At 64.2% G+C, this 15,442-nt stretch carries 16 protein-coding genes; 7 read left to right on the forward strand and 9 right to left on the reverse strand.

Going from position 1 to position 15,442, the window contains the following annotated elements:
* Positions 1–37: 37 nt before the first annotated feature.
* The 5 genes from AC0YKC_RS04550 to AC0YKC_RS04570 all read right to left on the reverse strand — a co-directional run bounded on the left by AC0YKC_RS04550 (position 38) and on the right by AC0YKC_RS04570 (position 4,584).
* Entirely contained in the window at positions 38–922 is an 885-nt protein-coding gene (locus AC0YKC_RS04550) for a F0F1 ATP synthase subunit gamma (protein WP_320297583.1), read from the reverse strand.
* A gap of 34 nt (positions 923–956) precedes the next feature.
* The gene (gene atpA, locus AC0YKC_RS04555; protein ID WP_320297582.1) at positions 957–2,486 is read right to left on the reverse strand and encodes a F0F1 ATP synthase subunit alpha; all 1,530 of its coding nucleotides are present in this window, start codon (positions 2,484–2,486) and stop codon (positions 957–959) included.
* On the reverse strand, positions 2,486–3,046 hold the full coding sequence (locus AC0YKC_RS04560) for a F0F1 ATP synthase subunit delta (protein WP_320297581.1): 561 nt from the start codon (positions 3,044–3,046) through the stop codon (positions 2,486–2,488). Before AC0YKC_RS04560 ends, atpA begins: the two co-directional genes overlap by 1 nt.
* A gap of 350 nt (positions 3,047–3,396) precedes the next feature.
* A complete protein-coding gene (locus AC0YKC_RS04565) occupies positions 3,397–3,792 on the reverse strand; it encodes an AGROH133_08824 family phage infection protein (protein WP_488510281.1) in 396 nt (131 codons plus the stop codon).
* Positions 3,793–3,888: 96 nt separating this feature from the next.
* Positions 3,889–4,584: an aspartate/glutamate racemase family protein gene (locus tag AC0YKC_RS04570; RefSeq protein WP_488510282.1), complete on the reverse strand. Its 696-nt coding sequence runs from the start codon at positions 4,582–4,584 to the stop codon at positions 3,889–3,891.
* 66 nt (positions 4,585–4,650) lie between these two features.
* Between AC0YKC_RS04570 and AC0YKC_RS04575 the strand changes: the two genes are divergently transcribed.
* Together AC0YKC_RS04575 and AC0YKC_RS04580 are read left to right on the forward strand one after the other, a co-directional pair.
* Positions 4,651–4,896 carry a type II toxin-antitoxin system Phd/YefM family antitoxin gene (locus AC0YKC_RS04575; RefSeq protein ID WP_320297578.1) on the forward strand — a complete coding sequence of 82 codons (246 nt, stop codon included), beginning with the start codon at positions 4,651–4,653 and terminating at the stop codon, positions 4,894–4,896.
* Positions 4,893–5,348 (forward strand): PIN domain-containing protein, encoded by a 456-nt coding sequence (locus AC0YKC_RS04580; RefSeq protein WP_488510283.1) that lies wholly within the window; start codon positions 4,893–4,895, stop codon positions 5,346–5,348. Before AC0YKC_RS04575 ends, AC0YKC_RS04580 begins: the two co-directional genes overlap by 4 nt.
* A 10-nt stretch (positions 5,349–5,358) precedes the next feature.
* Here AC0YKC_RS04580 and AC0YKC_RS04585 read toward each other — a convergent pair whose 3' ends face one another.
* Positions 5,359–7,542 carry a primosomal protein N' gene (locus AC0YKC_RS04585; protein WP_488510284.1) on the reverse strand — a complete coding sequence of 728 codons (2,184 nt, stop codon included), beginning with the start codon at positions 7,540–7,542 and terminating at the stop codon, positions 5,359–5,361.
* 90 nt (positions 7,543–7,632) lie between these two features.
* On the opposite strand from AC0YKC_RS04585, the gene fsa reads away from it, so the two are divergent.
* The gene (gene fsa / locus AC0YKC_RS04590; protein ID WP_434724411.1) at positions 7,633–8,289 is read left to right on the forward strand and encodes a fructose-6-phosphate aldolase; all 657 of its coding nucleotides are present in this window, start codon (positions 7,633–7,635) and stop codon (positions 8,287–8,289) included.
* Between the two features lie 72 nt (positions 8,290–8,361).
* On the opposite strand, the gene lptE is transcribed toward fsa, so the two are convergent.
* Both lptE and leuS read right to left on the reverse strand, forming a co-directional pair.
* Positions 8,362–8,943 carry an LPS assembly lipoprotein LptE gene (lptE, locus tag AC0YKC_RS04595; RefSeq protein ID WP_488510285.1) on the reverse strand — a complete coding sequence of 194 codons (582 nt, stop codon included), beginning with the start codon at positions 8,941–8,943 and terminating at the stop codon, positions 8,362–8,364.
* Positions 8,930–11,557: a leucine--tRNA ligase gene (gene leuS / locus AC0YKC_RS04600; RefSeq protein WP_488510286.1), complete on the reverse strand. Its 2,628-nt coding sequence runs from the start codon at positions 11,555–11,557 to the stop codon at positions 8,930–8,932. Before leuS ends, lptE begins: the two co-directional genes overlap by 14 nt.
* Positions 11,558–11,847: 290 nt before the next feature.
* On the opposite strand from leuS, the gene AC0YKC_RS04605 reads away from it, so the two are divergent.
* The 4 genes from AC0YKC_RS04605 to AC0YKC_RS04620 all read left to right on the forward strand — a co-directional run bounded on the left by AC0YKC_RS04605 (position 11,848) and on the right by AC0YKC_RS04620 (position 14,439).
* Positions 11,848–12,510, forward strand: a complete 663-nt coding sequence (locus AC0YKC_RS04605) for a YggS family pyridoxal phosphate-dependent enzyme (RefSeq protein ID WP_488510287.1) — start codon at positions 11,848–11,850, stop codon at positions 12,508–12,510.
* Between the two features lie 82 nt (positions 12,511–12,592).
* Entirely contained in the window at positions 12,593–12,847 is a 255-nt protein-coding gene (locus AC0YKC_RS04610; RefSeq protein ID WP_320297571.1) for a type II toxin-antitoxin system Phd/YefM family antitoxin, read from the forward strand.
* The gene (locus AC0YKC_RS04615; protein ID WP_320297570.1) at positions 12,847–13,248 is read left to right on the forward strand and encodes a type II toxin-antitoxin system VapC family toxin; all 402 of its coding nucleotides are present in this window, start codon (positions 12,847–12,849) and stop codon (positions 13,246–13,248) included. Before AC0YKC_RS04610 ends, AC0YKC_RS04615 begins: the two co-directional genes overlap by 1 nt.
* A 141-nt stretch (positions 13,249–13,389) precedes the next feature.
* Complete coding sequence (locus tag AC0YKC_RS04620; RefSeq protein WP_488510288.1) at positions 13,390–14,439, forward strand: aldo/keto reductase; 1,050 nt, start codon at positions 13,390–13,392, stop codon at positions 14,437–14,439.
* Positions 14,440–14,504: 65 nt separating this feature from the next.
* On the opposite strand, the gene AC0YKC_RS04625 is transcribed toward AC0YKC_RS04620, so the two are convergent.
* The gene (locus AC0YKC_RS04625; protein ID WP_488510289.1) at positions 14,505–15,410 is read right to left on the reverse strand and encodes a LysR family transcriptional regulator; all 906 of its coding nucleotides are present in this window, start codon (positions 15,408–15,410) and stop codon (positions 14,505–14,507) included.
* Between the last annotated feature and the right edge of the window lie 32 nt (positions 15,411–15,442).

Genomic DNA, 15,442 nt, shown 5'->3' on the forward strand with positions numbered 1-15,442 from the left:
TTCACGCTGGCCGCCGGGTATCCCGCGCGGCGCGTGATTAGAGCGCCTCGGCGCCCGAAATGATCTCGATCAGTTCCTTGGTGATCTGCGCCTGCCGCTGGCGGTTGTAGGTGATCGACAGCTTGTTGATCATATCGCCGGCGTTGCGCGTCGCATTGTCCATGGCGCTCATCTTGGCGCCCATCTCGCCCGCCGCGTTTTCCAGCAGCGCGCGGAAGACCTGCACGGCGATGTTGCGCGGGATGAGGTCGGAGAGGATCTCGCCCGGCTCCGGCTCGTATTCATAGACGGCGCCGCCGCCATTGCCTGCTTCGGCGGTGGCCGAAGCCTGCGCCGCCGGGATGATCTGCTGCGCCGTCGGGATCTGGCTGATCACCGACTTGAACTGCGAATAGAACAGCGTGCAGATGTCGAAGCCGCCCTCGTTGAAGAGGTGGATGACCTTGCGCGCTATCGCATCGGCATTGACGAAGCCGAGCGTCTTGACCTCGCGCAGGTCGACGCGCTCGAGGATCATCGAGGCGTAGTCGCGGCGCAGGATGTCGTAGCCCTTCTTGCCGACACAGATGATCTTCACCTGCTTGCCGTCGGCGAGAAGCCGGCGGATGTGGTCGCGGGCAAGGCGCGCGATCTGCGAATTGAAGCCGCCGCACAGGCCGCGCTCGGCGGTGCAGACGATGAGCAGATGCACATCGTCCCTGCCGGTGCCCGTCATCAGCGCCGGGGCATCGCCGCCGCCGCCGATCGCCTGGGTGATGTTGGCCAGAACCGCGCCCATGCGCTCGGAATAGGGACGCGCCGCTTCCGCCGCCTCCTGCGCGCGACGCAGCTTCGCCGCGGCGACCATCTGCATCGCCTTGGTGATCTTCTGCGTCGCCTTGACCGAGGCGATACGGTTACGAAGGTCTTTTAATGAAGGCATGCTTCAAACCTGATCCCGTGCGTCCGGCTTGTTGTTAGGCGAAGGTCTTGGCGAAGGCGTCGATCTCCGCCTTGAGCTTGGCGCGCAGGTCGTCCGACAACGCCTTCTCCTTGCGGATAGCATCGAGCACATCCTTGCCGGCCGAGCGCATGTGGCTGAGCAGGCCATGCTCGAACTTGCCGACCTGGTTCAGCGGCAGCTTGTCGAGATAGCCGTTGACGCCGGCGAAGATCACCGAGACCTGTTCCTCGACCTTGAGCGGCGAGAATTGCGGCTGCTTGAGCAGCTCGGTCAGGCGCGAACCGCGATTGAGCAGACGCTGCGTTGCGGCGTCGAGATCGGAGCCGAACTGCGCGAAGGCTGCCATTTCGCGATACTGCGCGAGCTCGCCCTTGATGGAGCCGGCGACCTGCTTCATCGCCTTGATCTGCGCCGAGGAGCCGACGCGCGACACCGACAGGCCGACGTTCACCGCCGGGCGGATGCCCTGGAAGAACAGGTTGGTCTCGAGGAAGATCTGGCCGTCGGTAATCGAGATCACGTTGGTCGGGATGTAGGCCGACACGTCGTTCGCCTGCGTCTCGATGATCGGCAGCGCGGTCAGCGAACCGTTGCCGTTGTCGTCGTTGAGCTTGGCGGCCCGCTCGAGCAGGCGCGAGTGCAGGTAGAAGACGTCGCCCGGATAGGCTTCGCGGCCCGGCGGGCGGCGCAGCAGGAGCGACATCTGGCGGTAGGCGACGGCCTGCTTCGACAGATCGTCATAGCTGATCAGCGCATGCATGCCGTTGTCGCGGAAATATTCGCCCATGGTGCAGGCGGTGAACGGCGCCAGGAACTGCATCGGCGCCGGATCGGACGCGGTGGCGGCCACGATGATCGAATATTCGAGCGCGCCGCGCTCTTCCAGCACCTTGACGAACTGCGCGACGGTCGAGCGCTTCTGGCCGACGGCGACGTAGACGCAGTAGAGCTTTTCCTTCTCGGGGCCGTTGTCGTGCACCGACTTCTGGTTCAGCATCGTGTCGAGGATGATGGCGGTCTTGCCGGTCTGGCGGTCGCCGATGACCAGTTCGCGCTGGCCGCGGCCGACCGGGATCAGCGCGTCGATGGCCTTGAGGCCGGTCGACATCGGCTCATGCACCGACTTGCGCGGAATGATGCCGGGCGCCTTGACGTCGACACGCTTGCGTTCGGTTGCCTTGATCGGGCCCTTGCCGTCGATCGGGTTGCCCAGCGCGTCGACGACGCGGCCAAGCAGGCCCATGCCGACAGGCGCGTCGACGATGGCGCCGGTGCGCTTGACGGTGTCGCCTTCCTTGATGTCGCGGTCGGCACCGAAGATGACGACGCCGACATTGTCGGCTTCGAGGTTCAGCGCCATGCCGCGGATGCCGCCCGGGAACTCGACCATCTCGCCGGCCTGGACATTGTCGAGGCCGTAGACGCGGGCGATGCCGTCACCGACGGACAGAACCTGGCCGACTTCGGAGACCTCGGCCTCCTTGCCGAAATTCTTGATCTGGTCTTTCAGAATTGCGGAAATTTCCGCGGCGCGGATGTCCATCAGCCGACCTCTTTCAGTGCAAGCTTGAGCGAATTGAGTTTGGTTTTGAGCGACGTATCGATCTGGCGCGAGCCCATCTTGACGATCAGCCCGCCGAGCAGCGACGGGTCGACGGTCATGGCGATGGCCACGTCCTTGCCGGCGATGCCCTTGAGCGTCGCCTTGAGTTCAGTCTGCTGCGCGGCCGTCAGCGCATGCGCCGAGGTGACTTCGGCCGAGGCCTCGCCGCGATGGTCGGCGGCGATCTGGCGGAACGCCTTGATCATGCCGGGCACCGCGAACAGGCGGCGGTTCTTGGCCACGACGCGCAGGAAATTGCCGACCAGGCCGGTGATCTTGGCCTTGTCGGCGATGGCGGCGATGGCCCTAGCCTGGTCCTCGCTGGAGAACACCGGGCTGTTGATCAGCCGCGAGAGATCGTCGCTGCCATTGAGCAGCGCCTCGAAGCTGGTGAGGTCGGCCTCGACCTTGGCGACTGAATTGTCCTGCAGCGCGAGCTCGAACAGCGAGCCTGCATAGCGTTCTGCGACAGCTGAGATTGGCGATGACGATTGGGCCACGGACCGTCTTTTCTCTTGTCTGACAGGCCGCAGATTGTTGGCGCGAGCAAAAACTCTGGCTAAATCTTTGACCTTATTACAAATTTTCAAGCACGGAGATGCGGCTTCCGCTATCCCCTGCCGAAAGTCGATTGCCGTCTAGCACAGGCTTTTTAAGACCGCAATGCATCGCCCGGCATGGTTTTCAGGCACTTTTGTCGCATCAGGCGGCGAAGGCCAACCTTAAGCGCAGGATTAATGCATGTCGCCCAAAAGTGTGTAGCGGTTTTGGGAGAACGACATGCATCGAAACAAGGAGCTAAAGCGCGTCGCTTGAATCCGTTTCAACGCGGCGCGCTTTAGTCACGGATTCACGGCACGAAGCCGAAGGCAAAGGCCAGCGGCAGCGCCGCCAATGCCAGTTCAACCACGATGGAAACCCAGTTGAAAGGGGTGTTGGCGCCGTCCGACATCATCGACAGGAGCCGGCCGAAGGCGGTGAACAGCCAGGAGAAGCCCAGCGCCATGTAAAGCAGCGGCTGCGCCAACAGGATGCAGCACAGGCTGACGCCGAGATAGAAGCCCGACATGCGGCCGCGTCCCTCGGCGATCGCAGCCGCTTTCTCCGGCCTTGGCTGCAGGCGCAGCACACGAAACGCAAGTTCCGGCGCCAGGAACAGGAACAGGCCGAGGGCCAGGGTCACGATGGCGCTCGACCAGGCCAGCCATTCACCCTGGCTGGCGGGCCACGGAAACGCAAAGTCCATAAAGTCCCCCTCATATTTCTTGTTCTGAAACACCGGCATTCTAGCGAGGGAAAAACAGCGCGCCAGAGGGACGGCGGGCACATTAGAAATCGCGCATCAGGCGAGCGCGAAATCGACCGCGGCCTCGGCATGGATGCGCGTCGTGTCGAACACCGGAACGTCGAAATCGCCCTGGCCGATCAGCATGGTGATCTCGGTGCAGCCCATGATGACGCCGTCCACCCGGTCGTCGCGCAGCATCCGGCCGACTTCGTCGAGATAGGCGGATTTCGATTCGCCTTTGACGATGCCCTGGCAGAGCTCGTCATAGATCACCTTGTGCACCATGTCGCGCCCCGGCTGGTCCGGCACCACCGGCTGCAGCCCGTATTTGTCGGCAAGCCGACCCTTGTAGAAATCCTGCTCCATGGTGAAGCGCGTCGCGAGCAGCGCCGGCCGCTTCACGCCTGCATCGACGACGGCATGCCCAGTTGCGTCGGCGATGTGGATGAGCGGGATAGAGATAGCCGCCTGCACCGCGTCAGCCAGCTTGTGCATGGTGTTGGTGCAGATCACCAGGCCTTCGGCACCACCCGCCGCCAGTTGGCGTGCAGCCTCCACGAGAAGGGCACCGGCGCCTTCCCAGTCGCCCGCATGCTGCCGTTCGGCGATCTCGGCGAAATCGAACGACCACAGGAGGAGCTTGGCCGAATGTAGCCCGCCCAGGCGATCACGCACGATCTCGTTGAGCACGCGGTAATAGATCGCCGTCGATTCCCAGCTCATGCCGCCGATGAGGCCGAGGGTTTTCATCTGGACTTGTTCCTTTCCTATGCAATCTCTATATTGTGACCACATGAGACTACAACGGAGATCGCCTTGAAAACCGTCCAGCTTCGGGAGGCTAAGGCAGGGCTTTCGGCACTTGTCGAGGCCGCGGGGAATGGTGAGCCTACTACCATCACCAGGCATGGCAAGGCGATTGCCATGGTTGTTCCGATTGATGAGGGGCGAAAGCTTTATCCGCAGGGCAGCCAAAAAGCCTTCGTCGACTTCCTGCTTCAGTACCCTGGCGGTATCGAATTTGAGCGAAACGAATCGCCGTCACGGGACGTCGACTTTTGAGCGGCTATCTGCTCGATACGTCCTTCCTGTCAGCCTTTGCGCCTGATCGCCCTCCGCTTCCCTCACACGTACTGACCTGGGTAGACGAACAGCGGGAGCGTGGCTCCTGGCACCTGTCGTCCATCGTCGTCTTGGAGTTGGAAAAAGGGATCGCGAAATTGAAGCGATCCGGTGCAAGTTCGAAGGCGTCGCGTATCGGGGTCTGGTTCGAACGGCTAATGACGGAATTCGACCAACGCATTCTGCCGGTGGACGTCGCAATCGCCCGAGACGCCGGGAAATTGGAAGATGCCGCAATCGCCAAAGGCTTCAATCCCGGTTTGGCGGACGTCGTGATCGCCTCGACTGCCCGTTTGAATAACATGTCCGTCCTAACGGCCAATGTGCGGCATTTTGCAATTCTCGATGTACCCCATCTGAATCCCTTCACCGAAAGTGATCTGAGAGAGTAATCCCGCAAACTCACAAAAAGCTCTGCGGGTCGATGTCGACCTGCACCCTGACCGAGCCGCGCAGCTTCGGCCCCTCGGCCAGCATGGCGCGGATGAAGCCTTGCATATCGGCGCGCCGCTCGCCCTGGATCAGCAGGCGGAAGCGGTGACGCCCGCCGATCAGCGACAGCGGCGCCTCGGCCGGACCGAGCACGAACAGATCGGAAGCCTGCGGCGCCGCCCGTCTCAACCCCCGCGCATGGCTTTCGGCCTCGCCCCGTGTCGCGGCGCTGACGATGATGCCGGCGAGCCTGCCGAAAGGCGGCAGCGCCGCGCGTTCGCGCTCGGCGATCTCGCGCTCGTAAAAGGCCTCCGAATCGCCCGACACGATCGCCCGCATCACCGGATGGTCCGGCTGGTAGGTCTGCAGCAGGCCGAGGCTCTTCTTGCCGGTGCGGCCGGCGCGCCCCGTCACCTGGCTGAGCAGTTGGAAAGTGCGCTCGGCGGCGCGCGGATCGCCATTGGCCAATCCCAGATCCGCGTCGACCACCCCGACCAGCGTCATGCCGGGAAAATTGTGACCCTTGGCGACGAGCTGCGTGCCGATGACGATGTCGGCCTCGCCATTGGCGACGGCCTCGAGCTCGAGCCGAAGCCGGCGCACGCCGCCCAGAAGGTCGGAGGACAGGACGATGGTGCGGGCATCGGGGAAATGCCCGACCACTTCCTCGGCGATGCGCTCGACGCCGGGACCGCAGGCCACCAGATGGTCGAGCGTGCCGCATTCCGGGCAGGCCTCCGGCCGCCGCTCATTGTGGCCGCAATGGTGGCAGACGAGCTGGCCGCGAAACCGGTGCTCGACCAGCCAGGCCGAGCAGACGGGGCAGCCGAAGCGATGGCCGCAGACGCGGCAGAGCGTCAGCGGCGCATAGCCGCGCCGGTTGAGGAAGAGCAGCGACTGTTCTTGTCTCTCCAGCGTATGCCGCATCTGTTCCAGGAGGACCGGAGACAGGAAGCCGCCGCGCGCCGGCGGCGAGCGCCGCATGTCGATCGACTTGAGGTCGGGGAGCGCCGCCTCGGCGAAGCGCGACGACAACACGGCCCGGTCGTACCGGCCCTGGCTGGCGTTGACCCGGCTTTCCACCGAAGGCGTCGCCGAGGCGAGCACGACGGGGAAAGCACCGATATGGCCGCGCACAACCGCCATGTCGCGCGCATTGTAAAAGACGCGATCTTCCTGCTTGTAGGCGGGATCGTGCTCCTCGTCGACGACGATCAGGCCGAGTTCCTTGAACGGCAGGAACAGCGCCGAGCGCGCGCCGGCGACGACGCGCACGCCGCCTTCGGCCACCTGCCGCCAGACGCGTTCGCGCATCCGGGGCGGCAGGTCCGAGTGCCACTCCCCCGGCTTGGCGCCGAACCGGTCCTGGAAGCGTTCGAGGAAGGCATGCGTCAGCGCGATTTCCGGCAACAGGATCAGCACCTGCCTGCCCTTGTCGAGCGCCGCCGCCACCGCTTCGAAATAGACTTCCGTCTTGCCCGATCCGGTGACGCCGTCTAGCAGGGTGACGTTGAAGGCATCGGCGGCGACAGCGGCGCGAAGCTTCTGCGCCGCCGCTTTCTGGTCCGGCATCAAATCCGGCACGGCATGGCCGGGATCGGGCGCCGCCACCACCGGTCGCGGCGGGATCATCACCGTCTCGAACACGCCCTGCGCCCGCAATCCGTCGATGACGGTCGAGGACACACCCGCCGCATGCGCGAGCCCCGAGCGCGTCCAGGCGAGGCCGCCCTCCGCGGTTTCCAGCACCCGCCGCCGCGCGTCGGTCAATCGGTCCGGCTCGGCCAGCGTGCGCTGCAGCCCTTCGATCCACGGCTCCGGGTCGAAAGCCTCGGGGGCTCTGAGCAGCATGCGCGCCACCATGCCGGGCGCCGACAATGTGTATTGCGCGATCCAGTCGACGAAGCGGCGCATCGCCTTGTCGATCGGCGGGCAGTCGAACACCTCCTCGATCGGCCGCAATTTCTTCGCATCGACGGTTTCGACGGCGCCGTCCCAGACGATGCCAGCGACCTGGCGGGGCCCAAGCGGCACGCGCACGATCGAGCCCGGCACCACGCGCATGCCCGGCGGCACGGCATAGGTGTAGGGCCGTTCGGCAGGCATCGGCACCAGCACCGGCGCGGCTGCGACAAAGGGCGAATCTTCCATCATCAGGCGTGACCTTGCCCTGACTTTGGTCTAGATCAAAGAGGACCCTCGCATATGCCTGGCGACCGCCGGGCGATCCCCAAGGAGACAGCCATGAAGTTTTTTGTCGACACCGCTGACATCAAGGAAATCAAGGAGCTCAACGATCTTGGGCTGCTGGACGGCGTCACCACCAACCCGTCGCTGATCCTCAAATCGGGCGGCAAGATCGCCGACGTCACCAAGCAGATCTGCGACATCGTCGAAGGCCCGGTCTCGGCCGAGGTCGTGGCGACCGAGTTCAAGGACATGATGGCCGAGGCCGAGGTGCTGGCCAAGATCGCGCCGAATGTCTGCATCAAGGTGCCGCTGACGCTGGATGGGCTGAAGGCCTGCAAGACGATCCGCACGCAGATGAACCGCATGGTCAACGTGACGCTCTGCTTCTCGGCCAACCAGGCGCTGCTCGCCGCCAAGGCCGGCGCCTCGTTCATTTCGCCCTTCGTCGGCCGCATCGACGACACCGGTTCCGACGGCATGGAGCTGATCTCGGAAATCCGCACCATCTACGACAATTACGATTTCAAGACCGAGATCCTGACCGCCTCGGTGCGCACGGTGAACCACGTCAAGCAGGCCGCGCTGATCGGCGCCGATGTCGTGACCGCGCCGCCGGCGACGCTGAAGGCGCTGGTCAATCACCCGCTGACCGACAAGGGCCTCGCCGCCTTCCTTGCCGACTGGGCCAAGACCGGCCAGAAGATCGGCTGACGCCGGTCTTCCCGCCAGAACAAAAAAGGCCGGGCAACCGGCCTTTTTTAATTTTGAAAATAGAAGCGTCGCTCAGGCTTTTTTGCCGTGCTTGGCCAAATCCTGCGCGATCGACAGTCGCAGCAGATCGGCAAGCTCCCGCGCGGCGCGGTTCTCGGCGTCGATCTGCGCGCGGTAGGCCGCGAATTCCTGGCGCGGCCGGTCGAAGGACGACGGGATCGAGCGCTTGCCGACGGCAATCACCGTGTTGGTCGCCGTATCCCTGAGCACGTAGTTGGCGGTCAGCGTGACCGTGCCCGCCGTCGGCTCATCTTCCTGGGTCTGCACCTGCACGATTGCCGCCGATTCGACCAGCTCGGTGACGCCGAGATCGAGCACGTAGGCCGGCGAGGCCGGCTCACCCGAGCCTTGCCCGAAGGCGAAGATCAGATTGTTGCGCACCTGCTGCGCGTAGCGGGTGTTGACCGGCTTGATCGAGATCGAGGCGAGCTCGGCGGACGCGCTGAGCGTCGATCCGGTCGACAGCGGCTGATTGGAATAGAGCGGCCGCACGGTGCAGGCCGAGACCAGCGCCAGCGCGGCGACCATGCCGCAGACCGCCAAGCGGCCGCGCAGGCGGGCCGCTTCTGACTTCACCGGATCAGGCAACGACATTGACGATCCTCTGCGGGACGATGATCACCTTGCGCGGAGCCTTACCTTCCAGTGCTTTTTGCACGAAGTCGAGAGCCAGAACCGCTTTTTCGACGGCACCTTGATCCGCGTCGCGGGCAATTGTCAAATCCCCGCGCTTCTTGCCGTTGACCTGCACCGGCAGCACGATCTCGTTGTCGACGACCAAAGCCGGATCGTAGACCGGCCAGGGCCGCTCGGCGACCATCTCGGCGCCGCCGAGCGCCTGCCAGCATTCCTCCGCCAGATGCGGCATGACCGGCGCGATGATGTGCACCAGGATCTCCACCGCCTCACGGCAGGCGCTTTTCAGCGCGGCGTCGGCCTTGCCTTCGGCAACGTCGGCGAGCGGCGTCGCGAGCGCATTGGCAAGCTCGTAGATGCGGGCGATCGCCCGGTTGAAGCCGAGCTTCTCGATGTCCTCGCCGACCGCCTTCAGGATCTTGTGCGCGGCCTTGGAAACGGTCCCCGCATCGCCATCCTTCGCCGCCGCGGGCTTCACGCCTTCCAGCTGCTCGGTCGCGATCTGCACCAGGCGCCAGATGCGCTGCACGAAGCGGTGCGCGCCGGCGGCGCCATCGTCGGTCCATTCGACGTCGCGCTCCGGCGGTGAGTCCGACAGCATGAACCAGCGCGCCGTGTCGGCGCCGTAGCCGTCGGTGATCTCTTCCGGGCTCACCGTGTTCTTCTTCGACTTCGACATCTTCTCGAGCGCGCCGATCGTCGCCTCCTCGCCGGTGGCGATCTCCACGGCGCGGCGCTTGCCGCCGGCGTCCTCGATCCTGACCTCAGGCGGCGACAGCCAGCGGCCGTTGGTCGACGCGCCGCCGACACGGTAGGTCTCGTGCACCACCATGCCTTGCGTGAACAGGCCCTTGAACGGCTCGGCCAGATTGAGGTGACCGGTCTCGCGCATGGCGCGGGTGAAGAAGCGCGAATAGAGCAGATGCAGGATCGCGTGTTCGATGCCGCCGATATACTGGTCGACCGCCAGCCATTCGTCGGCGGCTTTCGGCTCGGTCGGCTCGTTCGCCCAGGGCGCGGTGAAGCGCGCGAAATACCAGGACGAATCGACGAAGGTGTCCATCGTGTCGGTCTCGCGCCGCGCATCGCGGCCGCATTGCGGGCACTTGACATGCCGCCAGGTCGGATGCCGGTCGAGCGGATTGCCCGGACGGTCGAACTCGATGTCGTCGGGCAGCTTCACCGGCAGGTCGGCCTTCGGCACCGGCACCACGCCGCAGGCCTCGCAATGGATCATCGGGATCGGGCAGCCCCAGTAGCGCTGGCGCGAGATGCCCCAGTCGCGCAGGCGGAAATTCACCTTGCGCTCCGCCATCGGCCGGCCGCCGATACTTTTCTGCTCCAGCAGCTTCGCAACTTCGTTGAAAGCCTTCTCGGGCTTCATGCCGTCGAGGAAGCGCGAGTTGATCATCACGCCGTCGTCGACATAGGCCTCCTCGATGATCTGGAAGGTCTTGGCGTCGGCGTCTTCCGGCATCACCACCGGGATCACCGGCAGGCCGTATTTGTTGGCGAAGTCGAGATCGCGCTGGTCGCCAGACGGGCAGCCGAAAATGGCGCCGGTGCCGTATTCCATCAGCACGAAATTGGCGACATAGATCGGCAGCGTCCAGTTCTCGTCGAACGGATGGACGACGCGGATGCCGGTGTCGAAACCCTTCTTCTCGGCCGTCTCGAGCGCCGCCACCGAGGTGCCCATATGGCGGACCTCCTCGATGAACTTCGCCAGCTCGACATTGCTCTCGGCGGCTTTTCTCGCCAGCGGATGGTCGGCTGCGACCGCCATGAAGGAGGCGCCGAAGATGGTGTCGGGCCGGGTGGTGTAGACTTCCAGCTCATGCGTATCGCCAACCGGCTTTGCCAGCGGCCAGCGGATCAGCAGCCCTTCCGAGCGGCCGATCCAGTTGTGCTGCATCAGCTTGACCTTTTCCGGCCATTCGTCGAGGCGGTTGAGCGAGTCCAGCAGGTCCTGCGCGAAGTCGGTGATCTTGAAGAACCACTGCGTCAGCTCGCGCTGCTCGACCAGCGCGCCCGAGCGCCAGCCGCGGCCGTCGATGACCTGCTCGTTGGCAAGCACCGTCATGTCCTCCGGGTCCCAATTGACCTTGGAGGACTTGCGCGTCACCAGCCCCTTCTCGACGAAGTCGAGGAACAGCATCTGCTGGCGGTGGTAGTAGTCGACGTCGCAGGTAGCGAACTCGCGCGCCCAGTCGAGCGACAGCCCCATCATCTTGAGCTGCTCGCGCATCACCGCGATGTTTTCATAAGTCCAGTCCTTGGGATGGACCTTGTTCTGCATGGCGGCGTTTTCGGCCGGCATGCCGAAAGCGTCCCAGCCCATCGGATGCAGCACGTTGAAACCCTTGGCGCGCTTGTAGCGCGCCACCACGTCGCCCATCGTGTAGTTGCGGGTGTGGCCGATATGGATCTTGCCCGACGGATAGGGGAACATCTCGAGCACGTAATATTTCGGCTTCGGGTCGTCGTTGCGGGCCTCGAACAGCTTCTTTTCGGCCCAGGCCTTCTGCCATTTGGGCTCGGAGGTGCGCGGATTGTAACGTTCGGTTGCCATCGGATGTTTTTCACTTAAAAGCAGGGGCGCGGTGCTGGACCAAGGCGTGTTGATATTCAGGTCAGGCCGAGCCGAAAATGGCGGGTTCCGAGAACCGGAGCGGAGCGTACTTAAGGTACGCGAGCACCGGAAGCGCAGGAAACCGGCATTTGCAGGCCGGCATCACCTGAATATCAACACGCCTAGGCCGGCAGCCGAGACTATGTCGTCGCGGTGTTCACCATGGATTGCCGGACCCGTCAACTGCGGCGAGCCGGCGCCGGCGTTAAAACTATAGGCAGGATAGTGGCATGGCGAGCGCCGTAGAGCAGCTTCACGCCGTCAAGGCGAAGATCGCGGGCGCCGAACGCGAGGCGAAGCGCGAGCCCGGCGCCGTCACGCTGGTGGCGGTATCCAAGACCTTCGCTGCCGAGGATATCCGTCCCGTCATCGAGGCGGGCCAGCGCGTCTTCGGCGAGAACCGCGTGCAGGAAGCGCAGGGCAAATGGCCGGCGCTGCGAGCGGCATTCGCCGATCTGGAGTTGCACCTGATCGGCCCGCTGCAGTCCAACAAGGCCAAGGAAGCGGTGGCACTTTTCGATGTCATCGAGACGGTCGACCGCGAAAAGATAGCCGCCGAGCTGGCCAGGGAGATGACCCGGCAGGGCCGGACACCCAAGCTTTACGTGCAGGTCAACACCGGCTCCGAGCTGCAGAAGGCCGGCATCGAGCCGCGCGAGGCGGTCGCTTTCGTCAAGCGCTGCCGCGATGGTTATGGTCTCGCCATCGAAGGCCTGATGTGCATTCCGCCGGCCGATGAGAACCCTGGCCCGCATTTCGCGCTGCTGGAAAAGCTCGCCCGCGAAGCCGGCGTCGCAAAGCTTTCGATGGGCATGTCCGGCGACTACGAGACCGCCATTGCCTTCGGCGCGACCAGCGTAAGGGTCGGCTCGGCGATCTTCGGCAGCCGGTAGCGAAGGGCGGCATGCTCGCTCACCTCGATTGATAATGAGGGATATCCGCATTATATCTAGCCAAGCTAGCTAGGAGCGATGCATGAACTGGCATCTTCAGGACGCGAAGAACAATTTTTCAAAGGTGGTACAGCGCGCGAGGACGGAGGGGCCCCAAACGGTGACACTTCGCGGCGAACGGGCTGCGGTCGTGCTGTCCGTGGAGGACTATGATCGCCTTGCCGGGAAGAAGAAATCGCTCGCCGAATATCTTTTGGCCGGCCCGGGCTGGGACGATGAGTTTGACAAGGAAATCACCCGTCGCTCGGCTACGATGATCCGGGATATTGATCTTTGATGTACCTGCTCGACACGAACGTGGTTTCGGACGTGCAAAGGCGGCTGCCCAAACCAACCGCCTGGCTCGCTTCGGTTGATCCGACCTCGATCAGTCTCAGTGTTATCACCATTGGTGAGATCGAACGTGGAATCGTCAAGCAACGCAACACCGATCCCGACAGGGCAGCGCGGCTTGATGTCTGGCTGCGGGAACTGCGCCGAGACAATGCGGACCGCATCCTCGCGATCACGGAAGAGGTCGCCCTCGCATGGGGCCGCATTACGGCGGGACGTACGCGAGGGAGCGCCGACACCCTCATCGCGGCAACCGCCCTCGTGCACGACCTGATACTCGTCACACGAAATGTCGCCGACTTCGAAGGCGTGGGCGTGACAGTCGTCAATCCCTGGGAAGTCTGACCGTTCCAAATCCGCTGATGGGCAACTTCACGCCAAGTTGACCACTACGCTTGCGCCCGGGCTTGAAACGAAACGGTCCGTTCCTATTTGCCTCTTGTCATTCGATCCTGTCATTCAATCCTGTTCTCGGGGAAGCTCACCATGCGCTACAACCAGCTTGGCAACACCGGCCTGTTCGTTTCCGAACTCTGCCTCGGCACCATGACCTTCGGCGCCGCCGGCCAGAACGCCCAATGGGGGCTGATCGCCAGCCTCGACCAGAAGGGCGTTAACGAAATCGTCGGCCGCTCGATTGCCGCCGGCGTCAATTTCTTCGATACGGCCGACGTCTATTCCGTCGGCCAGTCCGAGCAGTTGCTGGGCCAATCGCTCAAGGACCTCGGTGTCAAAAGGTCCGACGTCATCATCGCCACCAAGGTGCATGGCACCATGGGCAACGGGCCCAATGAGCGTGGCTCGTCGCGCGGCCACATCATGGACTCGGTCGACGGCAGCCTGGAGCGGCTACAGCTCGACCATATCGACCTTTACCAGTTGCACGGCACCGACACCGTGACGCCGATCGACGAGACCCTGCGCGCGCTCGACGATCTCGTCGCCAGCGGCAAGGTGCGTTATGTCGGCGTCTCCAACTGGCAGGCCTGGCGCATCGCCAAGGCGCTTGGCATTGCCGAGCGCAAGGGCTTTGCCCGCTTCGAGACCATCCAGTCCTATTACTCCATCGCCGGCCGCGATCTCGAACGCGAGATCGTGCCGCTGATCAACGAGGAAAAGCTAGGCCTGATGGTCTGGTCGCCAATGGCCGGCGGGCTGCTCTCCGGCAAATACGGGCCCGGCGCACCGGGCAATGGCGAAGGCCGCCGTGCCTCCTTCAACTTCCCGCCGGTCAACGAGGACCGCGCCTGGGCGGCCGTCGCCGTCATGCGCGAGGTCGCGAAGAAGCACGACGTCAGCGTCGCCACGGTGGCGCTGGGTTATGTGCTGGCCAAGCCCTTCGTCATGAGCGTCATCATCGGCGCCAGCCGCATGGACCAGCTCGAACAGAATCTCGCCGCGACCGGCTTGAAGCTCGACGCCGATGATCTCGCCAGGCTCGACGAGGTCAGCGCGCTGCCCGCCGAATATCCCGGCTGGATGCTGGAGCGGCAAGGCGCCGGGCGCCGGCCGGCGCCGTTCGTGCCGAAGGCGTAAATTCCTTTCACTTTGAGCAGACAGGTCAGAGCCGCGCGCCCTTGGACACGCGGCTCTTTCCTTATTCAGAGACGAACGGTCTCCGCCAGAAAGTCGAGGAAAGCACGCACCCGCGCCGGCAGATGCTTGCCCTGGCCGACATAGACGGCATGCGTCGGCTCTTCGTCGCCGGGGTTGAACGCCTCCAGCAGTTGCACGAGCCGCCCGGCGGCCATATCGAGCTCGACATGCCAGCGCGCCAGCCTTGCGATGCCTGCTCCCGCCAACGTCGTCAGCCGCATCGCTTCGCCGTCGCTGACCGTCGAATTCCCGGCGATCGGAACCATGACTGACGCGCCTTTTGCATCGACGAATGGCAGGCCGTCTATATGCCGCACGAAGCCGAAGGCGAGCAGATTGTGGCTGGCCAAATCGGCCGGCGTTTGCGGCGTGCCGCGCGCTTCGAGATAGGCCGGTGCGGCGACCACCACCATCCGGCTCTGGCCGAGCTTGCGCGCCACCAGCCGTGACTCGCGCAGCGGGCCGGCGCGGATGGCGACATCGGCGCGCTCCTCCATCAGGTCGATGACGCTGTCGGTCAGCACCGCCTCGACCGAGATTTCCGGGTAGCGTTCGAGGAAGCGCGGCAACAGCGGCATCAGCCGGTGCTGGCCGAACGGTACATAGCAATTGACCCTCAGCCGGCCACGCGGCGCAGCGCCCGCAGCCGCTTCCCGTTCAGCCGCGTCGAGATCGGCGAGGATGCGCAGGCCGCTGTCGTGGAAGGCCGCGCCCTCCGGCGTCAGCTGCAGCTTGCGCGTCGAGCGGCTGATCAGCCGCGCGCCAAGCCGCGCCTCCAGCCTTGCGATCAGCTTGCTCACCGCTGACGGCGTCATGCGCAACGCCCGCGCCGCGGCGGAAAAACTGCCCGCCTGAACGACGCGGACGAACACCTCGATCTCGCCGGAGCGGTTGATGTCGGGTCTCGCCATTCGTGAATCTATTTCACAGAAAATATGCCTGA

It is taken from the genome of Mesorhizobium sp. CNPSo 4661 (assembly GCF_057784215.1).

What these genes read in the sequence shown, in the direction of transcription:
- lptE (WP_488510285.1), bottom strand. Translation starts at nt 8,943, where the DNA reads ATGTCGTTGCCTGATCCGGTGAAGTCAGAAGCGGCCCGCCTGCGCGGC.
- AC0YKC_RS04610 (WP_320297571.1), top strand. Translation starts at nt 12,593, where the DNA reads ATGAACTGGCATCTTCAGGACGCGAAGAACAATTTTTCAAAGGTGGTA.
- AC0YKC_RS04625 (WP_488510289.1), bottom strand. Translation starts at nt 15,410, where the DNA reads ATGGCGAGACCCGACATCAACCGCTCCGGCGAGATCGAGGTGTTCGTC.
- AC0YKC_RS04570 (WP_488510282.1), bottom strand. Translation starts at nt 4,584, where the DNA reads ATGAAAACCCTCGGCCTCATCGGCGGCATGAGCTGGGAATCGACGGCG.
- fsa (WP_434724411.1), top strand. Translation starts at nt 7,633, where the DNA reads ATGAAGTTTTTTGTCGACACCGCTGACATCAAGGAAATCAAGGAGCTC.
- AC0YKC_RS04585 (WP_488510284.1), bottom strand. Translation starts at nt 7,542, where the DNA reads ATGATGGAAGATTCGCCCTTTGTCGCAGCCGCGCCGGTGCTGGTGCCG.
- AC0YKC_RS04605 (WP_488510287.1), top strand. Translation starts at nt 11,848, where the DNA reads ATGGCGAGCGCCGTAGAGCAGCTTCACGCCGTCAAGGCGAAGATCGCG.
- AC0YKC_RS04615 (WP_320297570.1), top strand. Translation starts at nt 12,847, where the DNA reads ATGTACCTGCTCGACACGAACGTGGTTTCGGACGTGCAAAGGCGGCTG.
- AC0YKC_RS04550 (WP_320297583.1), bottom strand. Translation starts at nt 922, where the DNA reads ATGCCTTCATTAAAAGACCTTCGTAACCGTATCGCCTCGGTCAAGGCG.
- atpA (WP_320297582.1), bottom strand. Translation starts at nt 2,486, where the DNA reads ATGGACATCCGCGCCGCGGAAATTTCCGCAATTCTGAAAGACCAGATC.
- leuS (WP_488510286.1), bottom strand. Translation starts at nt 11,557, where the DNA reads ATGGCAACCGAACGTTACAATCCGCGCACCTCCGAGCCCAAATGGCAG.
- AC0YKC_RS04620 (WP_488510288.1), top strand. Translation starts at nt 13,390, where the DNA reads ATGCGCTACAACCAGCTTGGCAACACCGGCCTGTTCGTTTCCGAACTC.
- AC0YKC_RS04565 (WP_488510281.1), bottom strand. Translation starts at nt 3,792, where the DNA reads ATGGACTTTGCGTTTCCGTGGCCCGCCAGCCAGGGTGAATGGCTGGCC.